Below are 24,046 nucleotides of genomic sequence, written 5' to 3'. Positions count from 1 at the left end.
ATGCGGGACAAATGTATAAAAATTTTTATTATAACAAAATTACAACATTAATTTTAACATAAAAAACCATAAAGAAACGAAGAATAAAACCAAAATATTAAAAAAATCCGTTTAAAGTTATAAACGGATTTTTGTTCCGGTTAAAATGAATATTTCATTGAAAAATTCCAAGTACGTCCGAAACCGAAATGTACCCGATTTCGTGTGTCTATTCCCTTGTAAGTTTCACTATTTGTAGTTGTATGGATATTGTCCTGTGATTCAGAAATATAGTACGTATCAAGCATATTATATATATTCAAACCAAACGTCATCGTATGTTTTTTGAATAATGGTAATTTGTAAGACGCTGAAAAGTCAAACAAATTGTAACTCGGAAGTTTTAAAGCTCCTTTTGAAGCAGTTTCATTGTCGCTGAATGTATAAATATCAAAATCTGAATATAATTTATTTACATAATGCCAGTTAAGATTTAGATTCAAATTCCTCAACGGAGTAACTATCACACCGAGATTGGCTGTCATCTGTGCGGCACCTCCTACTTTTACCTTATCTAACAAAAGAGGCAATCTGTTTGACTTCGTTCCGCTAATGGTATAAGGTTTTCTGTCCGCAGTTCTGTATGTTTGGGCTTCTGCATTTCCTTCGTAATACCAATTTCCATAGGAAAACATTCCTATCAACTTCAAATATTTATTGTATCTGTAACGCAATTCCAATTCTATCCCCTGATGAAGCTCGTCTAAGTTTGAAATTTCTGCATAGTAATGTGTTTTATTCGGGTCGGTATCAGTAAGATTATCCTTTCTTGTGTATCTGTCATTCCAAGTTGTTCTGTAAACATTTACCTTTGCGTTAAGATTTTTTAATTTCAGCCCATAACCTAATTCGATTCCTAATACTTTTTCGTTGATATTATCAAAATCAGCATAATTAATGCCTCCTCTGTAAACCGCATTGAAATTTGGTTGTTTCTCATAATATCCCACATTGGTAAATATATTGTGATTGCCTATATTATGATTGATTCCTACCTTAATATTATATCCTAAAAATGTTTTATAATCTGTTTTCTTTGGCAAAGGAATGTTTGTTCCTTCAATTAATGTACCTTCAGCCAGAAAATTATCCGTTCTCTTATAACCTTTATTTGACACCGCTCCCTGAACGAAGGCAGATAAATTGTCCTTGGAATATTCCAGCTGACCAAAAACTCCCGACCAAAATACTTGCCCTACATTATTATAAAATATTGTATTTGACACATCATCCATCTTGGAAAAAAGAGGATTGAATGTAGGATAATTAGAGTTTTTTGTAGAAACGTAATTATTCAGTTTCAAATTTTTGTTTGAATCATCTCTGTAGAAAGTAGCTCCAAGTAAGTCATTTAACATTGCGTAATGATATCCTTTATAATATCGCCCATCAAACCCTATGTTAAATATCAATCTGTCAGAAAGTTTGTGATTGAAATTTGCTAAAATACCATACAAATCGTGCGAATTTATCCGTGCTGTACGCATTAGAATATCTCTGTCAGAATTCGATTCTTGATTTGCTTTGGCAATAGCATCGAAATCATATAATCCTGTTTCAACATTTCTGAAAGATTCTAAATCTCTTCCCATAACCGAACCATAATTCAATGTTCCTGAACCTCTTCCGAATGAAATATATCCCGTGGTGTTAATCGCCGTTTTCTCTGAAATATTCCAATCCCAATTGAGCATCATCACCGGTTTATGATATACATTTCTGTAAACATTGTAAGTTTCTCCTTTGAAAATTCCTAAATCAGGATTATACCTTCTGTCAGGATTTCCGTTAGCTCCATATTTTAAAGCATCTGATATTCTTACATAAGAAAGTCGTTGGTTATGCCACTGAGGAGAACCTGTCATCATCAACTGAAAATTATGTTTCTCCGAAGGTGTGTAACCAAAAGCTAAATAATAATTATATCCCTCAAAATCAGCACCTCTAACATACATATTTCCAGATGTTCTTCCTATAAGAACAGAAGCCGAGAAACCTTTTTCATTTTTTCCCGTATTGTATGTTGCAGAAGTTTTTACGGCATAATCGTTTCCTACTGAACTCAATATCGCTCCTCCTTCATTCAAATCTGATGAACGTGTAACAATATTGAGAGTTCCTCCCACAGAAGCTATGGCTAATTTGGAAGCTCCCAATCCTCTTTGTACTTGCAAAACTGAGGTTACATCGGCAATTCCTGTCCAATTGCTCCAATAAAATCTGTCGTTTTCCATATCATTCATAGGTATTCCATTAACCATTACGGCAATATTTTCGTTTGTAAACCCACGAATGTTAATTTTGGAATCTCCAAAACCTCCTCCTGATTTTGTAGTGTACACTGAGGGGATTCTGTTTAGTATTTCCGGCAATTCTTGATTACCTGATTTTTCTGCAATTTCAGAAGAGAAGATTGTTGAAACTGCAATAGGTGTTTTTCTTTCTTGTGCTATATCCAACAAACTGTTATTCACAATGGCGTTAGCCAATAAATGAGCGTCAGGTTCCAATTCTATTACTGTTGGTTGCGTTTTTCTCAAAATTCGGAATTGCGTTTCCTGAGAAACAAAACCTGTGTATGACACTTCAAGCATTCCCATCTTGGAGGGAACTTCCAATAAAAATTCTCCATCGTCATCTGTTGAAACTCCCATAATATTTCCTTTCAAAACCACACTGGCACCTGATAATGGTTGTTTCGTTTCTGCATCAATTACTTTTCCTTTTACAAAATTTTGAGCATAAGTCATTCTAGTGACTATTAAAAATAGCACTAATGAGTGTAGTAGTCCATTTCTCATCTCTCTTAATTCATTATATCTTTCCCGTTACAAATTTTCAACTTTTATTAAGATATTCGTGTTAAAGAATGGTTAATTTTTTAGTTATTCATAACTTTTCACAGAGAGAATGCCTCTATAAATCAAAAATATTTCATAAAAAGAAAGACAAACAATATCTTACAAAACACTCATAATCAAATCACTTATTTCAAATTAAACGTTCTGAATAATTTTGAAAATTCATCATTTTAATAATAAAAAAAAAAGCCACTTTTAAAAGTGGCTTTTTGCAATCTTTTATTTCTCTTTAGAAAGCATATCTTAAACCTAAGCTCCAAGTTCGTCCGAAACCAAAGTAAACTCGGTTAGAAGTATCAATTCCTTTGTAAAGATTATTGCTTTGATAATCATCAAACTGCTTTTGAGCTGTTCCTTTAGTAGCATCATCTTTAAAGTCTGCTAATGTTTTGGTATGCTTATTATCATAAGATTCCGCAATATAGTAAGTATCTAACACATTATCTACATTTATTGAGAATGTAATAGATTGCTTATCTGTTAAAGGCAATTTATATGAAGCATTCAAATCAAATAAATTAAAACTTGGCAATCTCAAAGCACCTCTGTCAGCCGCCTGCTGAGTTGTAAAATCTACTACATTCAAATTAGCGTACAAATTATTTACATATCTCCAATCTACATTAAATCTTAATCCTTCTATAGGTGTAACAGTAGCCCCCAAAGAAGCTGTTTGTTGTGCAGAATCACCTACTTTTACTTTGTCTAAAAATAACGTGATTGACTCTGCATTTTCAGCTAGCACTACATTGCCTTGTCCATCAATGGGTTCGTTACTTTCATTGTATAAACTTCCCAAAGCATTTCCTTCATAAAACCAATTTCCTAAAGACAACGAACCTTTGAAACGCAAATAATCTGTTACTCTAACATCTGTTTCTAATTCAATTCCTTGATGAATCTCCACAACTCCAAGCACGTTAGCATAAGCACGAACTCCATTAACATCATTTGATTTTCTCACGAAACGATCCTTCCAAGAAGTTCTATATGCATTCAAATTTACATTTGCAAAACTTGATTTAAAGCCATATCCTGCCTCAATTCCAAAAATTTTCTCGTTCGTTAAATTTGGATTTAAAAAATTCTTGTTATTAGTATAAACCGCATTAAAGAAAGGTTGTTTTGAATAGTATCCAATATTAGCGAACACATTATGTTGCTCATTGATATTGTAATTAGCACCTGCCTTTATGTTGTATCCCAAAAGATCTCTAAACCCAGTTTTTCTTTCCATTTTCGTCATAGATTTCCCTCTAACAGCCTCAGTACCCGGCTTTAAGAATTCATCAATACGTTGAAATCCCTGAATAGAAGATGAACCTTGAAGAAACGCTGAAAAATTATCATCAGAATACTCTAATTGAGCAAAAAGTCCCATCCAACGAACATCACCATCATTACTGTACGTTATACGATTTTCTATAGGGTCTACAGTACCTCCAAACGGATTGTAATTAGGCTTATCATTCACAACTTTTGATACATTATTTGTTCCCGACAAATTTTTATTTGAAGAATCTGCATAGTAAGAAGCTCCCCATAAATCTGTAAGAACTTGATAGTGATACCCATAGTAATATCTTCCGTCGATTCCTATATTTATAATAAGCTTATCATTAATTTTATGATTAAAATTGGTCAGAATTCCGTACCAGTCGTGTGAATTTACACTTGCACGCCTTACAAAACCTTCATAAACATTATGTTTTCTATTACTTGGATCTATTACTTCTCTCGCTAAACCTGCTGCATTTGGCGTATTAATACGTTCTATTTTATGACTTGAAATATCCTCTCCTTTGTTATATTTACTAATAGCATCAAAGTCAATAAGTCCCTCTGCTGTTCTTATGTTTGTCACTCTAGTTGTCTCCGGACTATATCTATTTGTCCTTCTGTCTTGTCTAAATCTACCAGTCCAAGCAGATCCCAAATCACCAGTTCCAAAACCACGTCCGAAAGAAGCATAAGCTACAGTACTTAAAGTCGATTGTTCCGTTATATTCCAATCCCAGTTAAACATCATTACTGGCTTATGGTAAGCATTACGACGATTTGTATATTCTTCCCCATTCAAGTATCCCCAATCTGAATTATACTTCCGGTTCGGTTTATCAAGTGACCCTCCGTATTTTATTGCATCTGCAATAGATACTGATGATGAACGCTGGTTATGCCACTGAGGTGCCCCCGTTATCATAAATTGTAAATTGTGTTTTTTAGAAGGTGTATATCCCAATGCAAAAAAGTAGTTGTACCCTTCAAATTTTGTTGCATCAGCATATTTTTCTCCCCAACTACGACTAAACAAAACAGATGAAGACCAACCTTTCTCACTTTTTCCTGTATTGTATGCCACAAGCCCTTTATACTCGTGGTTTCCACCATTATTACCATAACCCGCATAAGCTGCTCCTCCCTGCATCATATCAGAAGCTCGAGTAACTACATTGATTGTTCCTCCAACGGAAGCTATTGCCAATTTTGAAGCTCCTAAACCACGTTGTACTTGCATTGCAGATGTCACATCTGAAAGCCCAGCCCAATTGCTCCAGTAAACACGACCATTTTCCATATCGTTTACAGGCATACCATTAACCATAACAGCGATATTCTCGTTAGCAAAACCACGGATATTAATTTTAGAATCTCCAAAACCTCCTCCACCTTTGGTTGCATAAACGGATGGAGTTCTGTTCAAAATTTCAGGAAACTCTTTATTTCCTAACCTTTCAACAATTTCTGCTGCCTTGACCGTCGAAACAGCTACAGGTGTTTTTCGTTCTTTAGCAATATCCAACAAAGAACTTCCCGTAACAACGACTTCTCCTAAATCTTGAGCATCAGGCTGTAAAACAACTCTTACATTAGCTTTTCCTCCTGATAATGTGTAGTTTACTCTCTGAGTTACAAATCCTATGTAAGAAATTTCCAACGTTCCGGAATTTGATTCCGTCTGTAAGGAAAATTTCCCATCCATATCAGAAGAAACTCCTTTTGTAGTTCCTCTTATCACCACGTTTGCACCCGGAAGAGGCGTGTTAAGTTCTCCATCAATAACCGTTCCTGTTACAATTCCCTGTGCGTAAGTCATTGATGATAACAAAATTAAGGCTAAATTTAAAACCCAGTTTTTCATTTTTTCTATTAATATAAAAGTTAGTTTATTAAGTTGCAAATTTGCGATTTTTTCAAATAAGAATTGTTAAGCAATTGTTAAATAATTATGATTTAAAGAAAGAACACATCTTTTTAGGAATAATATTTCAAAAAATATATTATTATGAAATCAAAAAATCAAATATTACTATTTTTTTAACACAATAATTATATAAAATAAAAAATATGCTTCATTGCAAATTCTATTTCAAAAACTGAACACAAACAGGTTTAGGAACGCTTAATTCCGTTTTTAATTTAAGCAATCCATTATTCTGAATTTCAAACACTTGTATAATATTCTCATCTCGTGACGCCACAAACATATACTTCCCATCAGAAGTTATTGCAAAATTTCTCGGATGCTTTTTAGTCAACTCGTAACCAATCTTTTTCAATTTGCCTGATTTTTGAATAGAAAAAATTGCAATTCCGTCATTAACCAAACGATTGGAAGCATACAAAAATTTTCCGTTTGGACTAATATGAATATCTGCCGCTCCTTTTCCATTGTGAAAATCATCTGTTGCAATTGATTGTATTTCAGTATATTTATTATTCCTACAATTAAAAACCGATATTTTTCGAGAAAGTTCTCCTAAAACGTACAAAAACTTTCCATCCGAAGAAAACACAAAATGACGAGGTCCTGTGCCTTTCGGAAGTTTTATTTCTTCATTAAAAATGCTACGTAACTTTCCTTTCTTCATTTGAAAAGAATAAATCTCATCTGTGCCTAAGTCTGTTGCTAAAATTCGTTTTTTGTCAGGCGAAAGTTGTGCCGAATGCAAATGGGAATGCTTTTCAAAAGGAATATTTTGTGAAATTTCTTTCAAACTTCCATCTTCCTTTACGGAAAATACGGAAATATTCCCTCCCGTGTAGTTCGCCGTTATAACATTCTTGTTATCAGAATCATACATAATGTAACACGGTGCCCCCCCAAATGTATTCTGATTATTAATGAGTTCTATTTTACCTTTTTCCTTATTCAAAGAGAAAGAAAATACCTTGCTGTCATTTTGGTCATTCTCACTCACTGCAAAAAGAAATTTATCATCAGGAGACAAAGTCAAATAAGACGGATTTCTCATAAAAACAGAAGTTATCTTTTCAAACTTAAAATTCTCTTTATCAAACTTATACATATAAATTCCCTCACTACCGGAATCTGTATAGGTACCTACCAAAAATTGAATATTCTTTTCATTTTGAGCCAAAGAAATCACAGTAAACAACAATGTGATTATAAAAAAAATTTTTTTCATACAATTAAAAATAAAAAACCGAAAGTTAGATGTTTAAATTCTTAAAATCTTAACTTTCGGTTATATAAAATACCTAATTTCTTAATTATCTGCAACTTGCTTTTAAATACTCACGATTCATACGTGCGATGTTTTCCAAAGAAATTCCTTTCGGACATTCCACCTCGCAAGCTCCCGTATTGGTACAGTTTCCAAAGCCTTCCAAATCCATTTGATGTACCATATTCATCACACGGTCAGCAGCTTCTACGCGTCCTTGTGGCAATAATGCAAACTGGGAAACTTTTGCCGATACGAACAACATCGCCGATGAGTTTTTACACGTTGCCACACAAGCCCCACATCCGATACACGAAGCTGCATCCATTGAGCGGTCGGCATCGTATTTCGGAATTGGAAGAGCGTTAGCATCTTGCGTATTTCCGGAAGTATTTACCGAAATGTATCCGCCTGCTTGTTGGATACGCTCGAAAGCGGTTCTGTCCACAATCAAGTCTTTAATCACAGGGAAAGCGGTTGCTCTCCAAGGCTCAATAGTAATCGTATCGCCATCGTTGAACATACGCATATGCAACTGACACGTGGTAATTCCGCGGTCAGGTCCGTGAGCCTCTCCGTTGATGAAAAGCGAACACATACCACAAATTCCCTCGCGACAATCGTGGTCAAAAGCCACGGGCTCTTCGCCTTTGGCTACCAAACTCTCATTAAGTATATCCATCATTTCCAAAAACGACATATGCTCGGAAATATCGGTTACTTTATATTCTACCATACGACCTTTATCGCTGGCATTTTTCTGTCTCCAAATTTTTAATGTTAAATTCATTGTATTTAGGATTTAGGGGTTAGAAGTTAGCGTATAGCACATAGCGTATAGTTTTTACTTATCCTTGAATCTGGAAATAATTGCATTAAGTATTTTCCCAATTTCAGAAATTAGCAGTTCTAACTCTTTCGTGTCAGATAAAAAATCTAATTCTTTTGCAATATATATTTGTGTTTCCAATTCAAAAAGAGAACCTCTTGCAATAAATAAAAATTGCGAAAAATTTTTGGAAGAACCTCGCCCCCAACCTTCTGCTATGTTTGAAGGTACAGAAACTGCACTTCGCCGAATTTGGCTCGTTAGTCCAAATCTTTCTTCTTCTGGAAATGAACGAGTTAATTCATATATCCGTTTAACCAAAAGCATTGACTTTTGCCAAACTATCAATTCTTTATATGAAGAAACCTTACTTACCAATTTGCTATTATTCTAACCTTAAATATTTTATTATTTTGTATTCAATTCATCAGCTTTCTGCATCGCGAATATTTCTATACGCTATTTGCTATATGCTAACTCCTTACTTATAACTACGTTGTGCTAATTTTATATCTTTAAATTCTAATTCTTCTTTATGCATAATTTCCTCACTTGGGTTATAAGTACATTTCACCTCGTTAGGGTTTCCTGTATATTCCCAAGCAGCTACATATGCATAGTGCTCGTCATCACGAAGTGCCTCACCATCAGGAGTTTGATACTCCTCACGGAAATGCCCTCCGCAAGATTCGTTTCGCTCCAAAGCATCTTTGGCAAAAAGCTCTCCAAGTTCCAAGAAATCGGCTACACGACCTGCTTTTTCAAGTTCAGTGTTCATTCCTGTAAGTTCTCCCGGAACTTTAACGTTTTTCCAAAAGTCTTCACGAATTTCACGAATCTCCTGAATTGCCTCTTTCAATCCTTGTGCGTTACGTGCCATTCCCACTTTATCCCACATTACTTTTCCAAGTTTTTTGTGGTAATAATCTACTGAATTTGTTCCTTTATTATTGATGAAGAATGCCAAACGCTCTTTTACAACGCGTTCTGCTTCAACGAATTCAGGCAAATCGGTAGAGATTTTTCCTGTACGGATATCTGCTGCCAAATAATCTCCGATGGTGTAAGGAAGTACGAAATATCCGTCTGCCAAACCTTGCATCAAAGCCGAAGCTCCTAATCGGTTCGCTCCGTGGTCAGAGAAGTTCGCCTCTCCTATGCAATAACAACCTGGTATAGTGGTCATTAAGTTATAATCTACCCAAATTCCGCCCATCGTATAGTGCGTTGCCGGATAAATCATCATCGGCGTTTTGTACGGATTTTCATCAACGATTTTTTCATACATTTGGAAAAGGTTTCCGTATTTGGCTTCGATGATTTTTTCGCCTCGTTTTATAATTTCTTCTTTGGAAGGATTTTCAATTCCGTGAATTTTACATTGCTCTTTTCCGTAACGTTCAATAGCGGAAGAGAAATCCAAATACACAGCCTCACCTGTCGCATTCACCCCATAACCTGCATCGCAACGCTCTTTGGCAGCACGCGAAGCAATATCACGCGGAGCTAAGTTTCCGAATGCCGGATAACGTCTTTCCAAGTAATAATCGCGGTCTTCTTCGGCGATTTCTGTTGGTTTTTTACGTCCTTCACGGATAGCGTGCACATCGTCCATATTTTTAGGAACCCAAATACGTCCGTCGTTACGAAGCGATTCGGACATCAATGTCAATTTTGATTGATAATCTCCCGAACGCGGAATACAAGTCGGGTGGATTTGCGTAAAACACGGATTGGCAAAGAAAGCTCCTCGTTTGTGGGTTTTCCAAGCGGCAGTTCCGTTACAGCCCATTGCATTGGTAGAAAGGAAATATACGTTTCCGTATCCTCCTGTTGCAATTACCACTGCGTGAGCCGAATGGCGTTCAATTTCGCCGGTAACCAAATCACGAGCGATAATTCCGCGAGCTTTTCCGTCAACTACTACAATATCCAACATTTCGTGGCGATTGTACATATCAATTTTCCCGCGAGCGATTTGTCGGTTCATTGCCGAATAAGCTCCCAAAAGAAGTTGTTGTCCGGTTTGTCCTTTGGCATAAAAAGTACGAGAAACTTGCGTACCTCCGAACGAACGGTTGTCCAACAATCCGCCGTAATCACGAGCCAACGGAACTCCCTGAGCCACACATTGGTCGATGATATTTCCTGACACTTCCGCCAAGCGATACACGTTCGCTTCTCTGGCACGGAAGTCTCCTCCTTTTACCGTATCGTAAAAAAGTCGGTAGTTGGAGTCGCCATCACCCATATAGTTTTTGGCAGCATTGATACCCCCTTGTGCCGCAATGGAGTGTGCACGTCGAGGCGAATCCTGATAAGCGAACGCCTTCACGTTGTAGCCCAATTCAGCCAAAGTAGCCGCCGCCGAACCTCCTGCAAGTCCCGTTCCTACTACAATAACATCAATGTTACGTTTGTTGGCAGGATTCACCAAATTGATTTTATTTTTATGTTTCGTCCATTTGTCAGCTATTGGACCTTCTGGAATTTTAGAATCTAATTTACTCATAATCCTTATACATTACAGGTTGTTAAAAAAATGATATAAAGCCACGATAACAAATCCTCCGCAAATTACTATTGAATAGATTTTTCCGCAAAGGCTAATGAATTTCTTACGCTTGTCATCTTTAAGTCCGATAGATTGGAATGAAGATTGGAAACCGTGAATTAGGTGCAAGTACAAGAATACGAAGCTCAATACGTACACTGCCACACGAATCGGGTTGCTCATCATCTCCAAAAGGTCTTCATAGTAACGGAACTCGCCATTTGCTCCCAAGCCTGTCATATCTCCATTGACGTACTTCACGGTCATTTCGTGTAACCAGAAATCTTTCAAGTGGAAGATTAAGAACAAGAGAATAAATAATCCGCTGTAAATCATATTTCGGGACATCCAAGTGGAATTTGCCGCCCCGTTGTAACGTGCGTAAGCATTTGCTCCACGAGCTTTTCGGTTTTGGATTTCCAAAACAAACCCCATCACGAAGTGGAAAATAACTCCCAGCATCAAAATGGGTTGCATTACCCCTTGAATTAACGGATTTGTCCCCATAAAATGTGATAACTCGTTGAACAAATCAGGACTGATAACAGACGTGAAATTCACCACCAAGTGTATCACCAAAAAGACAATCAAGAAAAGTGCCGACAATGCCATCGCCACCTTTCGAGCAATAGATGTTTTGAATAGTGCTGCCATTATATTTGTTAATTGTTATTTAAAAATTTCACACAAAGTTAAATACTTTTAATGGTTTGGACAACTAAAAAAGACTTTTTGACCCTAATTTATAATCAATATAATTAACTCAAAATACAAAATACAGAATATGACGCACTTTTAGCAAAAAGTAAAATCCGTAAAAATAAAAAGAGCCCCACTTAAAAGGCTCTTTATTATTTTTTAGTAAACCGATGCGGCTTTGAAAACCACCTTTGAAATATTTTCTCTAATTTTAGCAATCATTTCCTCATTAGTATTGTCAACAACTGCATTTTCGGGGGTTAATAATATTTTATTCTTACCTCCAAATATATTACTTACATTCACTTCAAGGCGAATATCTTTTGTTTTTCCTTTTTCAAGAATCAAACTTTCAGGTAGATTCAATGTCAATTCAATTGACCTTTCTTTGTCCTCAGAAGGAATATTTCCCATTTGTACACTAAATATTTTTTCTTCTTCGCCCCAAGTTCCTTCAAAATTCACGTGTTTGTAGCCTTTTGTCCAGCTGTCCCAAGTCATTTCTACTGCTTTTGACGCACTCCAAAATGCTTTTTGTTGGCTTTCTCCTAATTTCCAAGCTGTGTTAGAAAGTCCCACTCTAAATTTGATTTTGGTGTAAGCTCCTACCGGAATCCCTTTTAATTCAACTTTTTTAGGCATTTCATTTTTATGGTGTACTAACAGAAAAGCACCTTTATCAGGATTTGTGTGATGATATTTTACTTCTTCTTCCTTATCATTTACAAGCGAAATATCACTAATAATGTACGAGAATCGTGAACAATTAATTTTCTGATTCATTGGTGGAGGAGTTGTATATTCCTGAAGCAACCCGAATGGGCTATCTTGGTAAACATTTTGAAACTCCAATGAGACGTTTCCTATCTTCTCAATGATTTGATTAGGTTGCTCAGTAATTTGATTGGGTTCATCTTTTTTGCAAGACACAATCAAAATAGAAACCAAAACTAATAATAATCGGCTTTTTAATTCTTTCATTTTCTCTATATTTATATTAATATTTTATCAACTGTATCAAATAAATTGAACGTATTGATTCTTATCCAAACGCAAAACTAATCCTTATTTTCTTACTTAAAAAACTTTTTCCCTCTTTTTAATTTTCATTAACACAAAGTAACTTGAACTTTGAATTTCGCTAAAAACTTTCAAAAACATAGTAAAACAAAATTCTTATCAACCTGAACTCTTTTACAACATTATAGAAAATTGTTTTCTTCTCTAAAAAGATATTTCATATCTTTGGCGGTTGATTTTCTTCTTTTCCAAAAAAGAAGAAAATTCACAGAAATAGAAAAAATTTGAAAATGCAGAATACCTTTTTCAGTTTTTCAACCTTTAAACCTTAATAATCTGTTAGATATTTTAAATCATTCAACTTGTAAACCTATAAAAATGCAAGCACTAAAAATATACAACTCCCTTACGGGCGATAAAGAAAATTTTGAACCTTTAAAAGAAGGACACATCGGGATGTACGTCTGCGGACCAACCGTTTACAGCAACGTACATTTGGGAAACTGCAGAACCTTTATGTCGTTCGACTTGATTTTCAGATACTTGAAACACATCGGATATAAGGTTCGATACGTTAGAAACATTACCGATGCCGGACACTTGACTGACGATGGCGACGTAAATAACGACCGATTCGTAAAACAATCCCGATTGGAAAAGCTTGAGCCGATGGAAATCGTGCAAAAATATACGGTGGATTTCCATAAAGTATTGGAAATGTTCAACACATTGCCTCCGACCATCGAGCCGACCGCCACGGGGCATATTCTCGAACAAATACAACTCACCGAAAAACTCATCAAAGACGGTTTCGCCTATGAAAGTAACGGTTCGGTGTATTTCGACGTGCAAGCCTACAACCAACGCGGACTGAATTACGGAGAGCTTTCACGCAGAAATATAGAGGAACTGTTCGCCAACACACGCGATTTGGACGGACAGAGCGAAAAACGCAATCCGCAGGACTTCGCCCTATGGAAGAAAGCCTCACCTGCTCATATTATGCGATGGGCTTCCCCTTGGGGAGATGGTTTTCCGGGCTGGCATTTGGAGTGTACCGCAATGAGCACTAAGTACTTAGGTGAGCAATTCGACATTCACGGAGGCGGATTGGATTTGAAATTCCCTCATCACGAGTGTGAAATTGCTCAGGGAAAAGCTGCCAACGGAGAAAGTCCGGTGCGTTATTGGATGCACGCCAATATGCTGACAATGAATGGGCAACGAATGAGCAAATCCACAGGAAATTACATATTGCCTATGCAGCTTGTTTCGGGAGAAAACGACTTTTTCGAGAAACCGTTTAAGCCGTCGGTGGTACGGTTCTGCTTTATGCAAGCTCATTATCGAAGTGTTTTGGACATTTCCAACGAGGCAATGCTCGCCGCCGAAAAGGGCTTCAACCGACTTATGGAGGCTGTGAAAACACTTTCGTCCTTACCTTCTGCTCAAAACACTTCGTTCGATGTAAAAAAATGGAAGGACGAATGTTATCAAGCAATGAATGATGATTTCAACAGCCCTATTCTCATTGCACAACTTTTTGAGGGCGTTCGTGTTATTAACCTCGTAAAAGACGGAAAAGAGACGCTGACCGAAGCTGACCTTCGGGAGTTGGAAACAACTTTCAACGCCTTTGTTTTTGAGGTGTTGGGACTGAAAGACGAGCAACAATCCGCTGAGAATAACGATAAATTGGACGGTGTAATCCAAATGCTAATACAGATGCGTATGGAAGCTCGTGCGAATAAAGACTGGGCTTTGTCCGATAAAATCCGTAATGAGCTTGCAACCCTCGGCATCAATCTTAAGGACGGAAAAGAAGGAACAACCTATTCTATTAATTAAAACAACAGTAGAAATTAGTTGTTATATAATAGGCAACAAGAAAGTTTCACAGCTTAAATCTTTCTGTTTATAGATAGAAAAACAGAAAACAGTCTTTACAAAATAACGAAAGCAAAAGAATATAAATCCACTTTATTCTTTTGCTTTTTTTGAAAATAAATAACTGATTACTTGTTTTATACGTACAATTATTTTACCTTTGAGGCATCATTAAATTAATTTCGTTTAATGATGTGAAAAATTTCGACGTCGCAATTTACAAAATGACACGTCGGATTTCAGAAAATTCGACGTCGCAATTTTAAAACTCGCACGTATGAACTTTAAAAAACATATTTTATAAACCTTTAAATCATTTGTGTGTTATGCCGGTAAAATTTAAAGCAATCCAGAAACAAAACCCACAGAAACGCAGCGAACCTGCAAAGTGGTATCCGCACGCAATAGGTGATGGAGAAACAACCCTGCAAGACTTAGCCAATTATGCTTCGTCTGTTTCCACAGTATCTAAAGGAGATATTTTGGCAGTTCTCGAAACAGTTTTGACAAAAGTAAGTGCAGACCTTTCAGAAGGACGCATCGTACGTGTGGGAGAGTACTTTACCTTACAAATGGGACTAACGGGGCTTCCTTCTGAAAAAGAAGAGGAAGTGAATGCAAGCAAAGTGAAGAGTTGTCATATTCTCTTTCGTCCTGGAAAAATGTTAAGCGATATGATTAAACTTGCAACCTTTAAAAAATTATAAACCGAACCTTTTAAAATCCGCATATATACCCTGCGGATTTATTTTTTGCGTATATAATATAGGTGTATTTATCAGGAACAATTAATTATGTTATCATTTTTAATTTTCCGAAATATACCTTTATTTTGTATTTTCTTTCAGTAACAAATTTTTTGATAGAACGTTGAAGCAAACAAAATTCAACGTTTCATTTTTATAACTCACAATAATAATACTTAATAATTAACAAATACTTTACAATGAATCTTTCGTTATTTGGGAAAACCATATCAAGCGGACTTAAATATTTTGCTTATTTCTTTTTGTTCTTTCTCATTAATCGTTTTATATTTTTATACGTATATGGCAATTATGAGCAACTGTCCTCTCATAAAACAGATTTGCTTCGAGCCTTCTTAATGGGCGGACGATTTGATATATCTGTAATTTGCTATGGATTTCTTCCTTTGGCTCTTTTTTGGTTAATCTCCTTATTTATTAATAAATCTTTCAGTCAGAAATTTGAAAATATATATTTGATTTTTAGCAAATACTACCTTTTGTTTGCTTTATTTGTATTTACGAGCTTACAAATTATTGACTTCTTTTTTTATCAATTCTTCCAATCACATATCAATATTCTCTTTTTTGGTATATTCAATGATGATACGTCTGCCGTGCTTCATTCCGTTTGGACAGACTATCCTATACTTATGATTTTATTAGTTTTTACGTTAGTTTTTATAAGTTTCTTAGTTTTTCATAAATTCATTTACAGAAGCTTTCAGCAGAATACGAATCGAATTTCAAAAACTGCAAGTATTTGTTTATTATTAATATTTCCTTCATTTATTATAGGTATGCGTGGAAGTTTGGGAGTTTTTACGCTTCAACGCGACCATACCAACGTAAGTTCAAATACTTTTATCAATTCACTTTGCTATAATGCAGCGTATGCTTTACGGTTTGCCTACGTTGAGCTTGAAGAAAATCACATTAATCCTGATATTGAAAAAACCTTACAAAATAGCGGATTCAGCAGTTTCAATCAAGTAAAAGAAGCATATCAACAACCTGATAGTAACCTATTTGATTCAGAAATGTACGCGAGAACTCAAGAAAATGACTTCTTGAAAAAGAATCCTCCAAACGTTATTTTCTTTCTGATGGAAAGTATGAGCAATCATTATTTTGAGTTACATTCCGAAAAATTGAACTTATTAGGTGATTTAGCCCCTTTGTTGTCTGATTTATATTACTTTAAGAATTGTTTATCTTCTCACAACGGAACGATTGGTTCATTAGAGAACTTAATGATTAACACACCGAAGGGTATTGTAGCTCAGTCGCCGTATTTTGATGTTTCCTTCTCATCATCTGTTGCAAAGCCCTTTAAAGAGCAAGGATATGAAACTATGTTTATTACCGGAGCGAACCCTTCGTGGAGGAATGTGGACAATTTCATTAAGCATCAAGACTTTGATGTTATCGAAGGAAGCTCACATATAATTAATAAAATCCCCAATGCAGAAACCTTTGCTTGGGGTGTGCACGACGGGTATCTCTTTGATTATATTGCTGAAAGATTACGTACTCCTTCTGAAAAGCCACGTTTCATTTTCTCATTAACTGTAAGCAATCACACTCCTTACGAAGTACCTTTACATTATAAGCCATATTCCATTGACATAAAATCTCTTGAAGAAACTATCCGAGTGGACAAGCAAATGGCATCAGACAACTTTTATGCTCATCAATATGCAACGTCGCAATTGGCAAAGTTCATCCGATTTATTAAGGATTCTCCTTTAGGAAAAAATACGATTATTGCTATAACCGGCGACCATAACATCCGACAAGTTTTCGAATATGACAATGAGAATGCTTTTCTCCGACGAAGTGTCCCGATACTTTTTTACGTTCCGGATGCTTATAAGCCTTTGTTCTTTGATAAGAATATTATTGCTTCACATAAAGATATCTTCCCAACACTGTTTCATTTGAGCCTTTCCAATCAAGAATATGTGTATTCGGGAGATAATATGTTTTCAGAATCTTTAAGTTATCGCTTCGGTGTAAATGATTATAACTTCATTGCAGATTCTCTCGGAGTGCTTTCTGTAGAAAGTCAAAAGCCTTTATATTTCACTTGGAAGGACGAAAAGAAACGCAAACTTACTCCTGACAATTCTGATAATCCACACGCACAATTTATGTTAAACAAACTGAGAAGTTTTGAAACTTTACAAACCCTCAAAATTTACACTGACATCAAAAATCAAAAAAAGTAACTGATTAATTTATTCTTAACAAAGGAGAATTTCAGAATTTTTCTTTCTAAAAATATACAAAAACAAGAACAGTGAAAAAGAGTGTGTTTTGTGTTTTTTCCATTGTTTTTAAGTGTTAAAAAGAAAACTTTCTTCAAAATCTCAAATATTTTTCACCAATGGAAGTAAATTTTTATCTTTGCAACCTGTTATTTTTCAGATGAAGATTGGTAAATCAACTTAAAAAAAATTAGAAAAATCAACATAAAAAAACAACTTACTGACATATATCATTTTTTATTAACTAAAAGTCGGCTACCTTTGCACAGCCGTTTAAAACAGAATAATGGCAATATCGCTCATACAAAAATACAACGTTGCGGGACCACGTTATACGAGTTATCCAACGGTTCCATATTGGGATAATCTTTCTTTTTCTAATGAAAAATGGATAGAAAGTCTCAAAAGGTCTTTTGCGGAAAGTAATCGTTCTGAGGGCATCAGTTTGTATATACACCTCCCTTTTTGCGAGAGTTTATGTACATTTTGCGGTTGTCACAAACGCATTACCAAGCGTCACGAAGTGGAAACCCCGTATGTTGACGCTGTACTGAAAGAATGGAAGTTATATCTCAATATTTTGGAAGAGCGACCACTTATTAAGGAAGTTCATTTAGGAGGTGGAACGCCCACGTTTTTCAAACCAAAGGAATTGAAACGTCTGCTTGAAGGAATTTTTGAAACTGCAGAAATTGCAGAAAATAAAGCCTTTAGCTTTGAAGGACATCCGAACAACACCACAAGAGAACATTTGCAAATGTTATTTGATTTGGGATTTGACCGTGTCAGTTATGGTGTTCAGGATTATTCCCAAAAGGTTCAGAAAGCTATCCATCGTATTCAGCCTTTTGAGAATGTGGAAAAAGTAACACAATGGGCAAGAGAAATCGGGTATAAATCAATCAGTCACGATTTGGTTTTTGGTTTGCCTTTCCAAACCCTTGAAGATGTTCTTTTTACTATTGATAAAACGAATCAACTTCGTCCTGACCGTATTGCGTTTTACAGCTACGCACACGTTCCGTGGATTAAGGGAAGCGGACAGCGAGGCTTTGACGAAAGTAATTTGCCTTCGGGTGATGAAAAACGATTATTGTACGAAACAGGAAAGAAACATTTACTTGATGCAGGATATGCCGAAATTGGTATGGACCATTTCTCACTACCGTCTGATTCGATGTATAAATCTTTTGAAAACAATAACTTACATCGAAACTTTATGGGATATACGGCTTCCAAAACACAAGTGATGATTGGTTTGGGAATGTCGGCAATAAGTGATAGTTGGTACGGTTTTGCTCAGAATGAAAAAGATTTGGACGATTATTATACTCGGATAGAGCGTAATGAAATTCCTGTTTTTAGAGGGCATATTTTGAATGAGGAAGATTTAATCATTCGTAAACATATTTTAAATCTGATGTGTCATTTCAATACATCTTGGGAAGAAAATTCAATGTATTTCCCTGAGATAGAAAACATAACAAAGCAGTTAGGTGAAATGGTCAGTGATGGTTTAATCCAAATTACTGATAGAAAAATTGAAGTAACCAATGAGGGAAAGCCTTTCGTAAGGAATGTGTGTATGGCGTTTGATTTAAGGTTACAACGTAATATTCCGAACACAAAAATATTTAGTATGACGGTGTAAAAAATCGGAATGTTGATAATGATACGGATAAACTTTTATAGTTTTCTGTTTTTGCCAGATTTTTTTTAGAATTAAGAATCATAGTGATTGAGTTTTTTTAGTTAGTGATTGAAAAGGGACAATGTTGTGAAACAGTCCCTTTTTCTTTTTCTGTCAGTTTGCCTAATAAGAAAAAGTTTTATGAATAAGCAGTTCGCCTCTCATAAAACTTTTCAAATTATAATCTATTTTTCTACTAAATTAAATCAGCAAGATGGCTGTTCCCTGAAGGTTTCATCAATTAAATTGGCAACCAAGGCTGTCCATCCGGTTTGGTGTGAAGCTCCTACTCCCCTGCCATTATCTCCGTGAAAATACTCATAGAAAAGAATCAAATCTTTAAATTCAGGGCGTTGATACAATTCAGAATGTAAGCGATTTACCGGGCGATTTCCTTCTGAATTCTCACGAAAGATATTTATCAAGCGTTTACTTAACTCATCTGCTATCTCATAAAAACTCAATTTATTATCTTCATTTCCTGTTGGAAATTCAAAACGAGTATCTTCAAAAAAGAGATGTAATTCTCTTAAAGCATCTATCAGAATATAATTTATTGGAAACCAAATAGGTCCTCTCCAATTACTATTTCCTCCGAATAAATTACTTGTGGATTCGGCTGGGTCGTACGCAATCTGATAGTCATTTCCCTCCAACGGAACCGTAAAAGGAGTTTCATATATTTTAGAAAGTGAACGAATGCCATATTCGCTTAAAAATTCGTTTTCATCAACGAGGGCACGCATCAGCCTTCGGATGCGGTTTTTAGGCACTAACGACAATAAAATACTTTCGTCCTTTTCGGAAGTTTGAATGATTGGATGCCTTAATTTGCTCATTCTGTATCTCTCAAACCACGAAAAACTTCTTTTTAGTCTTGGTAGCTTATTCAGCGTTTCTGCATCAATGTGAAGCACAGCCATCAGAGCCAACATTCCTACCACCGAACGAACTTTGATAAGTTTGGAGCCTCCGTCTTCAAAAATAATTTTATCGTAGAAAAAACCTTCATTTTCATCCCAAATACCTTTATTTTCCTGATTCATATGGTTTAACGCTTTGGCGATGTGAACAAAATGCCCAAAAAACTTGATAGCCATTTCCTCATACGTTTCATCTTCTTTAGATATTTCCAAACTGATTTTCAGCATACAAAGGCAATACAATGCCATCCACGCAGTGCCATCTACTTGCTCCAACAATTTTACACCGGGAATGCCTTGACTACGATCAAAAACTCCAATATTATCCAGCCCTAAAAATCCTCCTTCAAAAACATTATTATCCGTACTATCCAAACGATTTACCCACCAAGTGAAATTTACCGTCAGTTTATTAAACATACGTTTAAGGAAATTTATGTCCGGTTTTCCTGTTCTCTCTTTATCAATATTGTAAACCATAAGCGTTGCCCAAGGTTGCACCGGCGGATTAACATCGCTGAAATTCCATTCGTATGCAGGAATTTGCCCATTAGGACGCATATACCATTCTTTATTGAACAATAAAAGCTGTTCCTTAGCAAATTGTGCATCAATTGCTGCCATAGTAACACAATGGAAAGCAGAGTCCCAAGAGGCATACCAAGGATATTCCCATTTGTCAGGCATAAGCAAAATATCATTATTACGCAAAGTTAACCACTCGGCATTTCTTCCATTCCAACGTTGTTGGGGAGGTTCCGGCTGTTTTGGGTCGCCTTCCAGCCATTGCTCAATATCATAATAATAATATTGTTTATTCCATAATAATCCTGAAAAAGCCTGTTTTTGAATCAAATACAATTCTTCACTGGAAACATTAAGAAGATTTCTGTAAAAGATTTCACATTCTTGTTTACGCTGTTCGAACAATTTTTCAACCTCAAAAAAGGGATTTTCCTGCTGTTGGTTGGTAAGCCTTAAAAAGACTGTTTTCTGTTCTTTCGGAGCTATTTCAAAAACGTACATTGGTGAAAACTTTGTACCCTGCTGATTTTGAGTTGCTAAAGAAAAATCTCCGGAAATTACTGCTTCGTGAAATAAATCTTTTTTGAAAGGATGGTCGTTCGTATGTTGATGAATCTTTTCATCATTAGTCTCATTTTCAGTAAAAAGATGCTTATCAGCTTTATCGAAATATAAGAAAAATGTTCCGACAGCATTATTTTCTACCTCTGCAAAATAACCAAACTCATTCTGACGCAAACTAATTTTTGGCTTTTGTTCCACATCAATGAAGCTCCAATAATTCCTCATCAGAAGTGTGGGCAACAACGTCAAAGGAGCGATTTCTTTTCCTTGATTTGTTACCGTTATTTTCATAAAAATGTCATTTTCATTGCATTTTGCATACTCTACCTGCACATCAAAATAAGCATTTTCATCAAAAATTCCTGTTTCAGGAAGTTCAAATTCAGCATCTTGCAAACCTCTCTCAGCATTTGTTCTCTCCAAAGCTTCATACGGAAATGCATTTTGCGGATATTTGTATAAATACTTCATATAGGAGTGCGTAGGAGTATTATCCAAATAATAGTACAATTCTTTGACATCTTCACCGTGATTGCCTTGATTGTTACTAAGTCCGTAAAGTCGTTCCTTCAAAATAGCGTCCTTGCCATTCCACAAAGCTACAGAAAGACAAACATTGCAAAAATTATCGCAAATTCCAGCCAATCCGTCTTCTCCCCAGCGATAAGTACGGCTACGAGCATCATCGTGTGAAATATAATTCCAAGCATCTCCATTTGCACTATAATCCTCACGTACAGTTCCCCACTGACGTTCACTGAGATAAGGTCCCCAACGCAGCCACTCTTTCTCTTTTCTGTCTTTTTCCTTAATTCTTTTATTTTCTGCTGATTCTGAAATCATTTTGTATCTTATTAAGATTTTCTGTTTTTCACTAAAATTTTTAGAAATGAAAAAATATTTCACTTCAAAAGCTAAACTACATAAGTCCAGCTCGTTTCAGCAATGCATCCGAAGAAGGTTCTTTTCCTCTGAAACGTTTGTAAAGTTCCATTGGTTTTTCACTTCCTCCTTTGCTTAATATATTCTCTTTGAAACTTTTAGCTGTATTCTTATCAAAAATACCATTTTTAGAAAACACTTCAAAAGCATCGGCATCTAACACTTCCGACCATTTGTAACTGTAATATCCCGCAGCGTATCCTCCTTGGAAAATATGAGAAAATCCTGTTGAAAAACAAGTTTCGCTAATCATAGGATAAAGCTCAGTAACTGCAACTGACTCATCTTCAAAATCTTTCACACTTTTAATTATCTGAGGATCAGCAGTGTGCCAAGCCATATCCACAATTCCAAAACCAAGCTGACGCATCGTTTGTAACCCTTCCATAAAAGAAGAAGACTCTTTAATTTTGTTAACTAACTCAATAGGTATCAATTCATTAGTTTGATAATGTGTAGCAAACAATGCCAAAGCTTCTTTTTCATAACACCAATTTTCCAGAACTTGACTTGGCAACTCAACAAAATCACGGGAAACACTTGTACCGCTCAAATTAGGATAAATTGTATCGGCAAGAATACCGTGCAAAGCGTGTCCGAATTCGTGAAAAAGTGTACGAACTTCGTAAAAACTAAGTAATGAAGGTTGAGTTTTGGTAGGACGTGTGAAATTACAAACAATTGTTATGTGCGGACGTGAATTTTCATCATTGTGTTTGTACTGATTCTTAAATGATGACATCCAAGCTCCTGCTCTTTTGCCCGGTCTGGGGAAAAAATCAGTATAAAATAGTGATACATATTCGCCGTTTTCATCTGTAACCAAATACGTTTCTACTTCTTCGTGGTATTTTTCAATAGTATCTATCTTTTTGAATTTCAAACCATAAAGCTTATTCGCTACTTGGAACATTCCATTTACCACATTTTCCAATTTAAAATAAGGTTTGAGTTTTTCATCATCCAGATTAAACTTTTCTTGTTTTAATTTTTCGCTATAAAAAGTAAAATCCCATTTCTGAAAATCAGTAATTCCATCGCGTTTCAGAGCAAATGCTTTCAGTTCGTCCAATTCTCGTTGGGCTGCAGGTTTGGCTTTTTTTAATAAATCATTCAGAAAATTATTTACGATTTCGGGTGTATCTGCCATTCTTTCTTCTAAAATAAAAGAAGCATAATTCTTGTAACCCAATAACTTAGCTCGTTCGTCACGCAACTTTATAATTTCTAAAATGTTTTGTTCGTTGTTATTTGCATTTTTGTTAAACCCGCGACTTGCATAGGCAACAAACATTTTTCGACGCAAATCTCTGTTTTCGGCATATTTCACAAAAGCACTATAACTTGGAAAATCCAACGTGAATACCCAACCTTTTTTGTTTCGGTCAGTTGCCATTTGTGCAGCTGCTTCAATGGCAAAATCCGGAAGCCCTTTTAGGTCTTTCTCATCAACAATATGTAGTTCAAAAGCCTGTGTTTCAGCAAGTACATTTTCTCCAAAACGAAGGCTCAAAGTTGAAAGTTCTTTATCTATTTCTCGTAAATGTTGCTTCTGATTTTCAGACAAATTAGCTCCATTACGTGTAAATCCCTTGTATGTTTTTTCCAGCAGAGTAACTTGTTCGGGAGACAATTTTAATTTTCCACGATTGTCATATACTTCCTTCACTCGAGCAAATAACTTGGCATTCAATCGAATATCATTGCCGTAATCGCTTAACATAGGAGAAATACTTTGTGCTTCTTTTTGCAGTTCTTTACTGGTTTCTGCACTGTTCAAGTTAAAAAACATCATTGTAAGCCGGTCTAACTTTTCTCCGTTGAAAGCCAAGGCTTCAATTGTATTTTTGAAAGTAGGTTTTGTTTTTGAATTAACAATCTTGTCGATACCTTTTAAGCTTTCAGAAATGGCTTTTTCAATAGCCGGCTTAAAATCTTCTACCTTATATTTACTAAAAGGAATTGATTGATAAGGAGTTGCAAAAATAGGTTTGTTCATAGTTTATTGTGATTTAAAGCTACCACATA

The 24,046-nt window shown here is 35.6% G+C and carries 14 protein-coding genes; 4 read left to right on the top strand and 10 right to left on the bottom strand.

Annotation, left to right across the window (positions count from 1 at the left end):
• Positions 1-140: 140 nt before the first annotated feature.
• The 8 genes from GN105_RS06955 to GN105_RS06920 all read right to left on the bottom strand — a co-directional run bounded on the left by GN105_RS06955 (position 141) and on the right by GN105_RS06920 (position 12,432).
• Complete coding sequence (locus GN105_RS06955; protein ID WP_227977407.1) at positions 141-2,789, bottom strand: TonB-dependent receptor; 2,649 nt, start codon at positions 2,787-2,789, stop codon at positions 141-143.
• Positions 2,790-3,129: 340 nt separating this feature from the next.
• Positions 3,130-6,042 carry a TonB-dependent receptor gene (locus GN105_RS06950; RefSeq protein WP_155284677.1) on the bottom strand — a complete coding sequence of 971 codons (2,913 nt, stop codon included), beginning with the start codon at positions 6,040-6,042 and terminating at the stop codon, positions 3,130-3,132.
• 223 nt (positions 6,043-6,265) lie between these two features.
• A complete protein-coding gene (locus tag GN105_RS06945; protein ID WP_155284676.1) occupies positions 6,266-7,330 on the bottom strand; it encodes a lactonase family protein in 1,065 nt (354 codons plus the stop codon).
• Between the two features lie 85 nt (positions 7,331-7,415).
• On the bottom strand, positions 7,416-8,159 hold the full coding sequence (locus GN105_RS06940; RefSeq protein ID WP_155284675.1) for a succinate dehydrogenase/fumarate reductase iron-sulfur subunit: 744 nt from the start codon (positions 8,157-8,159) through the stop codon (positions 7,416-7,418).
• Positions 8,160-8,213: 54 nt separating this feature from the next.
• Positions 8,214-8,576, bottom strand: a complete 363-nt coding sequence (locus GN105_RS06935) for a four helix bundle protein (RefSeq protein ID WP_155284674.1) — start codon at positions 8,574-8,576, stop codon at positions 8,214-8,216.
• Positions 8,577-8,679: 103 nt separating this feature from the next.
• Positions 8,680-10,710, bottom strand: coding sequence for a fumarate reductase/succinate dehydrogenase flavoprotein subunit (locus GN105_RS06930; RefSeq protein WP_155284673.1), 2,031 nt, complete (start codon positions 10,708-10,710; stop codon positions 8,680-8,682).
• A gap of 12 nt (positions 10,711-10,722) precedes the next feature.
• On the bottom strand, positions 10,723-11,406 hold the full coding sequence (locus GN105_RS06925; RefSeq protein WP_155284672.1) for a succinate dehydrogenase cytochrome b subunit: 684 nt from the start codon (positions 11,404-11,406) through the stop codon (positions 10,723-10,725).
• A 204-nt stretch (positions 11,407-11,610) separates the two neighbouring features.
• On the bottom strand, positions 11,611-12,432 hold the full coding sequence (locus GN105_RS06920) for an MbnP family protein (protein ID WP_155284671.1): 822 nt from the start codon (positions 12,430-12,432) through the stop codon (positions 11,611-11,613).
• Positions 12,433-12,849: 417 nt separating this feature from the next.
• Here GN105_RS06920 and cysS point away from each other — a divergent pair, with 417 nt between their 5' ends.
• The 4 genes from cysS to hemN all read left to right on the top strand — a co-directional run bounded on the left by cysS (position 12,850) and on the right by hemN (position 19,025).
• Entirely contained in the window at positions 12,850-14,319 is a 1,470-nt protein-coding gene (cysS, locus tag GN105_RS06915) for a cysteine--tRNA ligase (RefSeq protein ID WP_155284670.1), read from the top strand.
• Between the two features lie 365 nt (positions 14,320-14,684).
• Positions 14,685-15,065, top strand: a complete 381-nt coding sequence (locus tag GN105_RS06910; RefSeq protein ID WP_155284669.1) for an HU family DNA-binding protein — start codon at positions 14,685-14,687, stop codon at positions 15,063-15,065.
• A 239-nt stretch (positions 15,066-15,304) separates the two neighbouring features.
• Positions 15,305-17,335 (top strand): LTA synthase family protein, encoded by a 2,031-nt coding sequence (locus GN105_RS06905; protein WP_155284668.1) that lies wholly within the window; start codon positions 15,305-15,307, stop codon positions 17,333-17,335.
• A gap of 325 nt (positions 17,336-17,660) precedes the next feature.
• Positions 17,661-19,025, top strand: coding sequence for an oxygen-independent coproporphyrinogen III oxidase (gene hemN, locus GN105_RS06900; RefSeq protein ID WP_155284667.1), 1,365 nt, complete (start codon positions 17,661-17,663; stop codon positions 19,023-19,025).
• A gap of 245 nt (positions 19,026-19,270) precedes the next feature.
• On the opposite strand, the gene GN105_RS06895 is transcribed toward hemN, so the two are convergent.
• Together GN105_RS06895 and GN105_RS06890 are read right to left on the bottom strand one after the other, a co-directional pair.
• Positions 19,271-21,919, bottom strand: a complete 2,649-nt coding sequence (locus GN105_RS06895; protein WP_155284666.1) for an MGH1-like glycoside hydrolase domain-containing protein — start codon at positions 21,917-21,919, stop codon at positions 19,271-19,273.
• 76 nt (positions 21,920-21,995) lie between these two features.
• Complete coding sequence (locus tag GN105_RS06890) at positions 21,996-24,017, bottom strand: M3 family metallopeptidase (protein ID WP_155284665.1); 2,022 nt, start codon at positions 24,015-24,017, stop codon at positions 21,996-21,998.
• Positions 24,018-24,046 lie beyond the last annotated feature (29 nt).

The organism is Capnocytophaga felis (assembly GCF_009684755.1).
GTDB classification, from domain to species: Bacteria; Bacteroidota; Bacteroidia; order Flavobacteriales; family Flavobacteriaceae; genus Capnocytophaga; species Capnocytophaga felis.
Note: the sequence above shows the minus strand (reverse complement) of the source record. Positions and strands in the feature narration are given on the sequence as shown.

Coding starts and splice junctions, on each gene's coding strand:
- GN105_RS06955 (WP_227977407.1), bottom strand. CDS start 2,789: ATGACTTATGCTCAAAATTTTGTAAAAGGAAAAGTAATTGATGCAGAA.
- GN105_RS06950 (WP_155284677.1), bottom strand. CDS start 6,042: ATGAAAAACTGGGTTTTAAATTTAGCCTTAATTTTGTTATCATCAATG.
- GN105_RS06945 (WP_155284676.1), bottom strand. CDS start 7,330: ATGAAAAAAATTTTTTTTATAATCACATTGTTGTTTACTGTGATTTCT.
- GN105_RS06940 (WP_155284675.1), bottom strand. CDS start 8,159: ATGAATTTAACATTAAAAATTTGGAGACAGAAAAATGCCAGCGATAAA.
- GN105_RS06930 (WP_155284673.1), bottom strand. CDS start 10,710: ATGAGTAAATTAGATTCTAAAATTCCAGAAGGTCCAATAGCTGACAAA.
- GN105_RS06925 (WP_155284672.1), bottom strand. CDS start 11,406: ATGGCAGCACTATTCAAAACATCTATTGCTCGAAAGGTGGCGATGGCA.
- GN105_RS06920 (WP_155284671.1), bottom strand. CDS start 12,432: ATGAAAGAATTAAAAAGCCGATTATTATTAGTTTTGGTTTCTATTTTG.
- cysS (WP_155284670.1), top strand. CDS start 12,850: ATGCAAGCACTAAAAATATACAACTCCCTTACGGGCGATAAAGAAAAT.
- GN105_RS06910 (WP_155284669.1), top strand. CDS start 14,685: ATGCCGGTAAAATTTAAAGCAATCCAGAAACAAAACCCACAGAAACGC.
- GN105_RS06905 (WP_155284668.1), top strand. CDS start 15,305: ATGAATCTTTCGTTATTTGGGAAAACCATATCAAGCGGACTTAAATAT.
- hemN (WP_155284667.1), top strand. CDS start 17,661: ATGGCAATATCGCTCATACAAAAATACAACGTTGCGGGACCACGTTAT.
- GN105_RS06895 (WP_155284666.1), bottom strand. CDS start 21,919: ATGATTTCAGAATCAGCAGAAAATAAAAGAATTAAGGAAAAAGACAGA.
- GN105_RS06890 (WP_155284665.1), bottom strand. CDS start 24,017: ATGAACAAACCTATTTTTGCAACTCCTTATCAATCAATTCCTTTTAGT.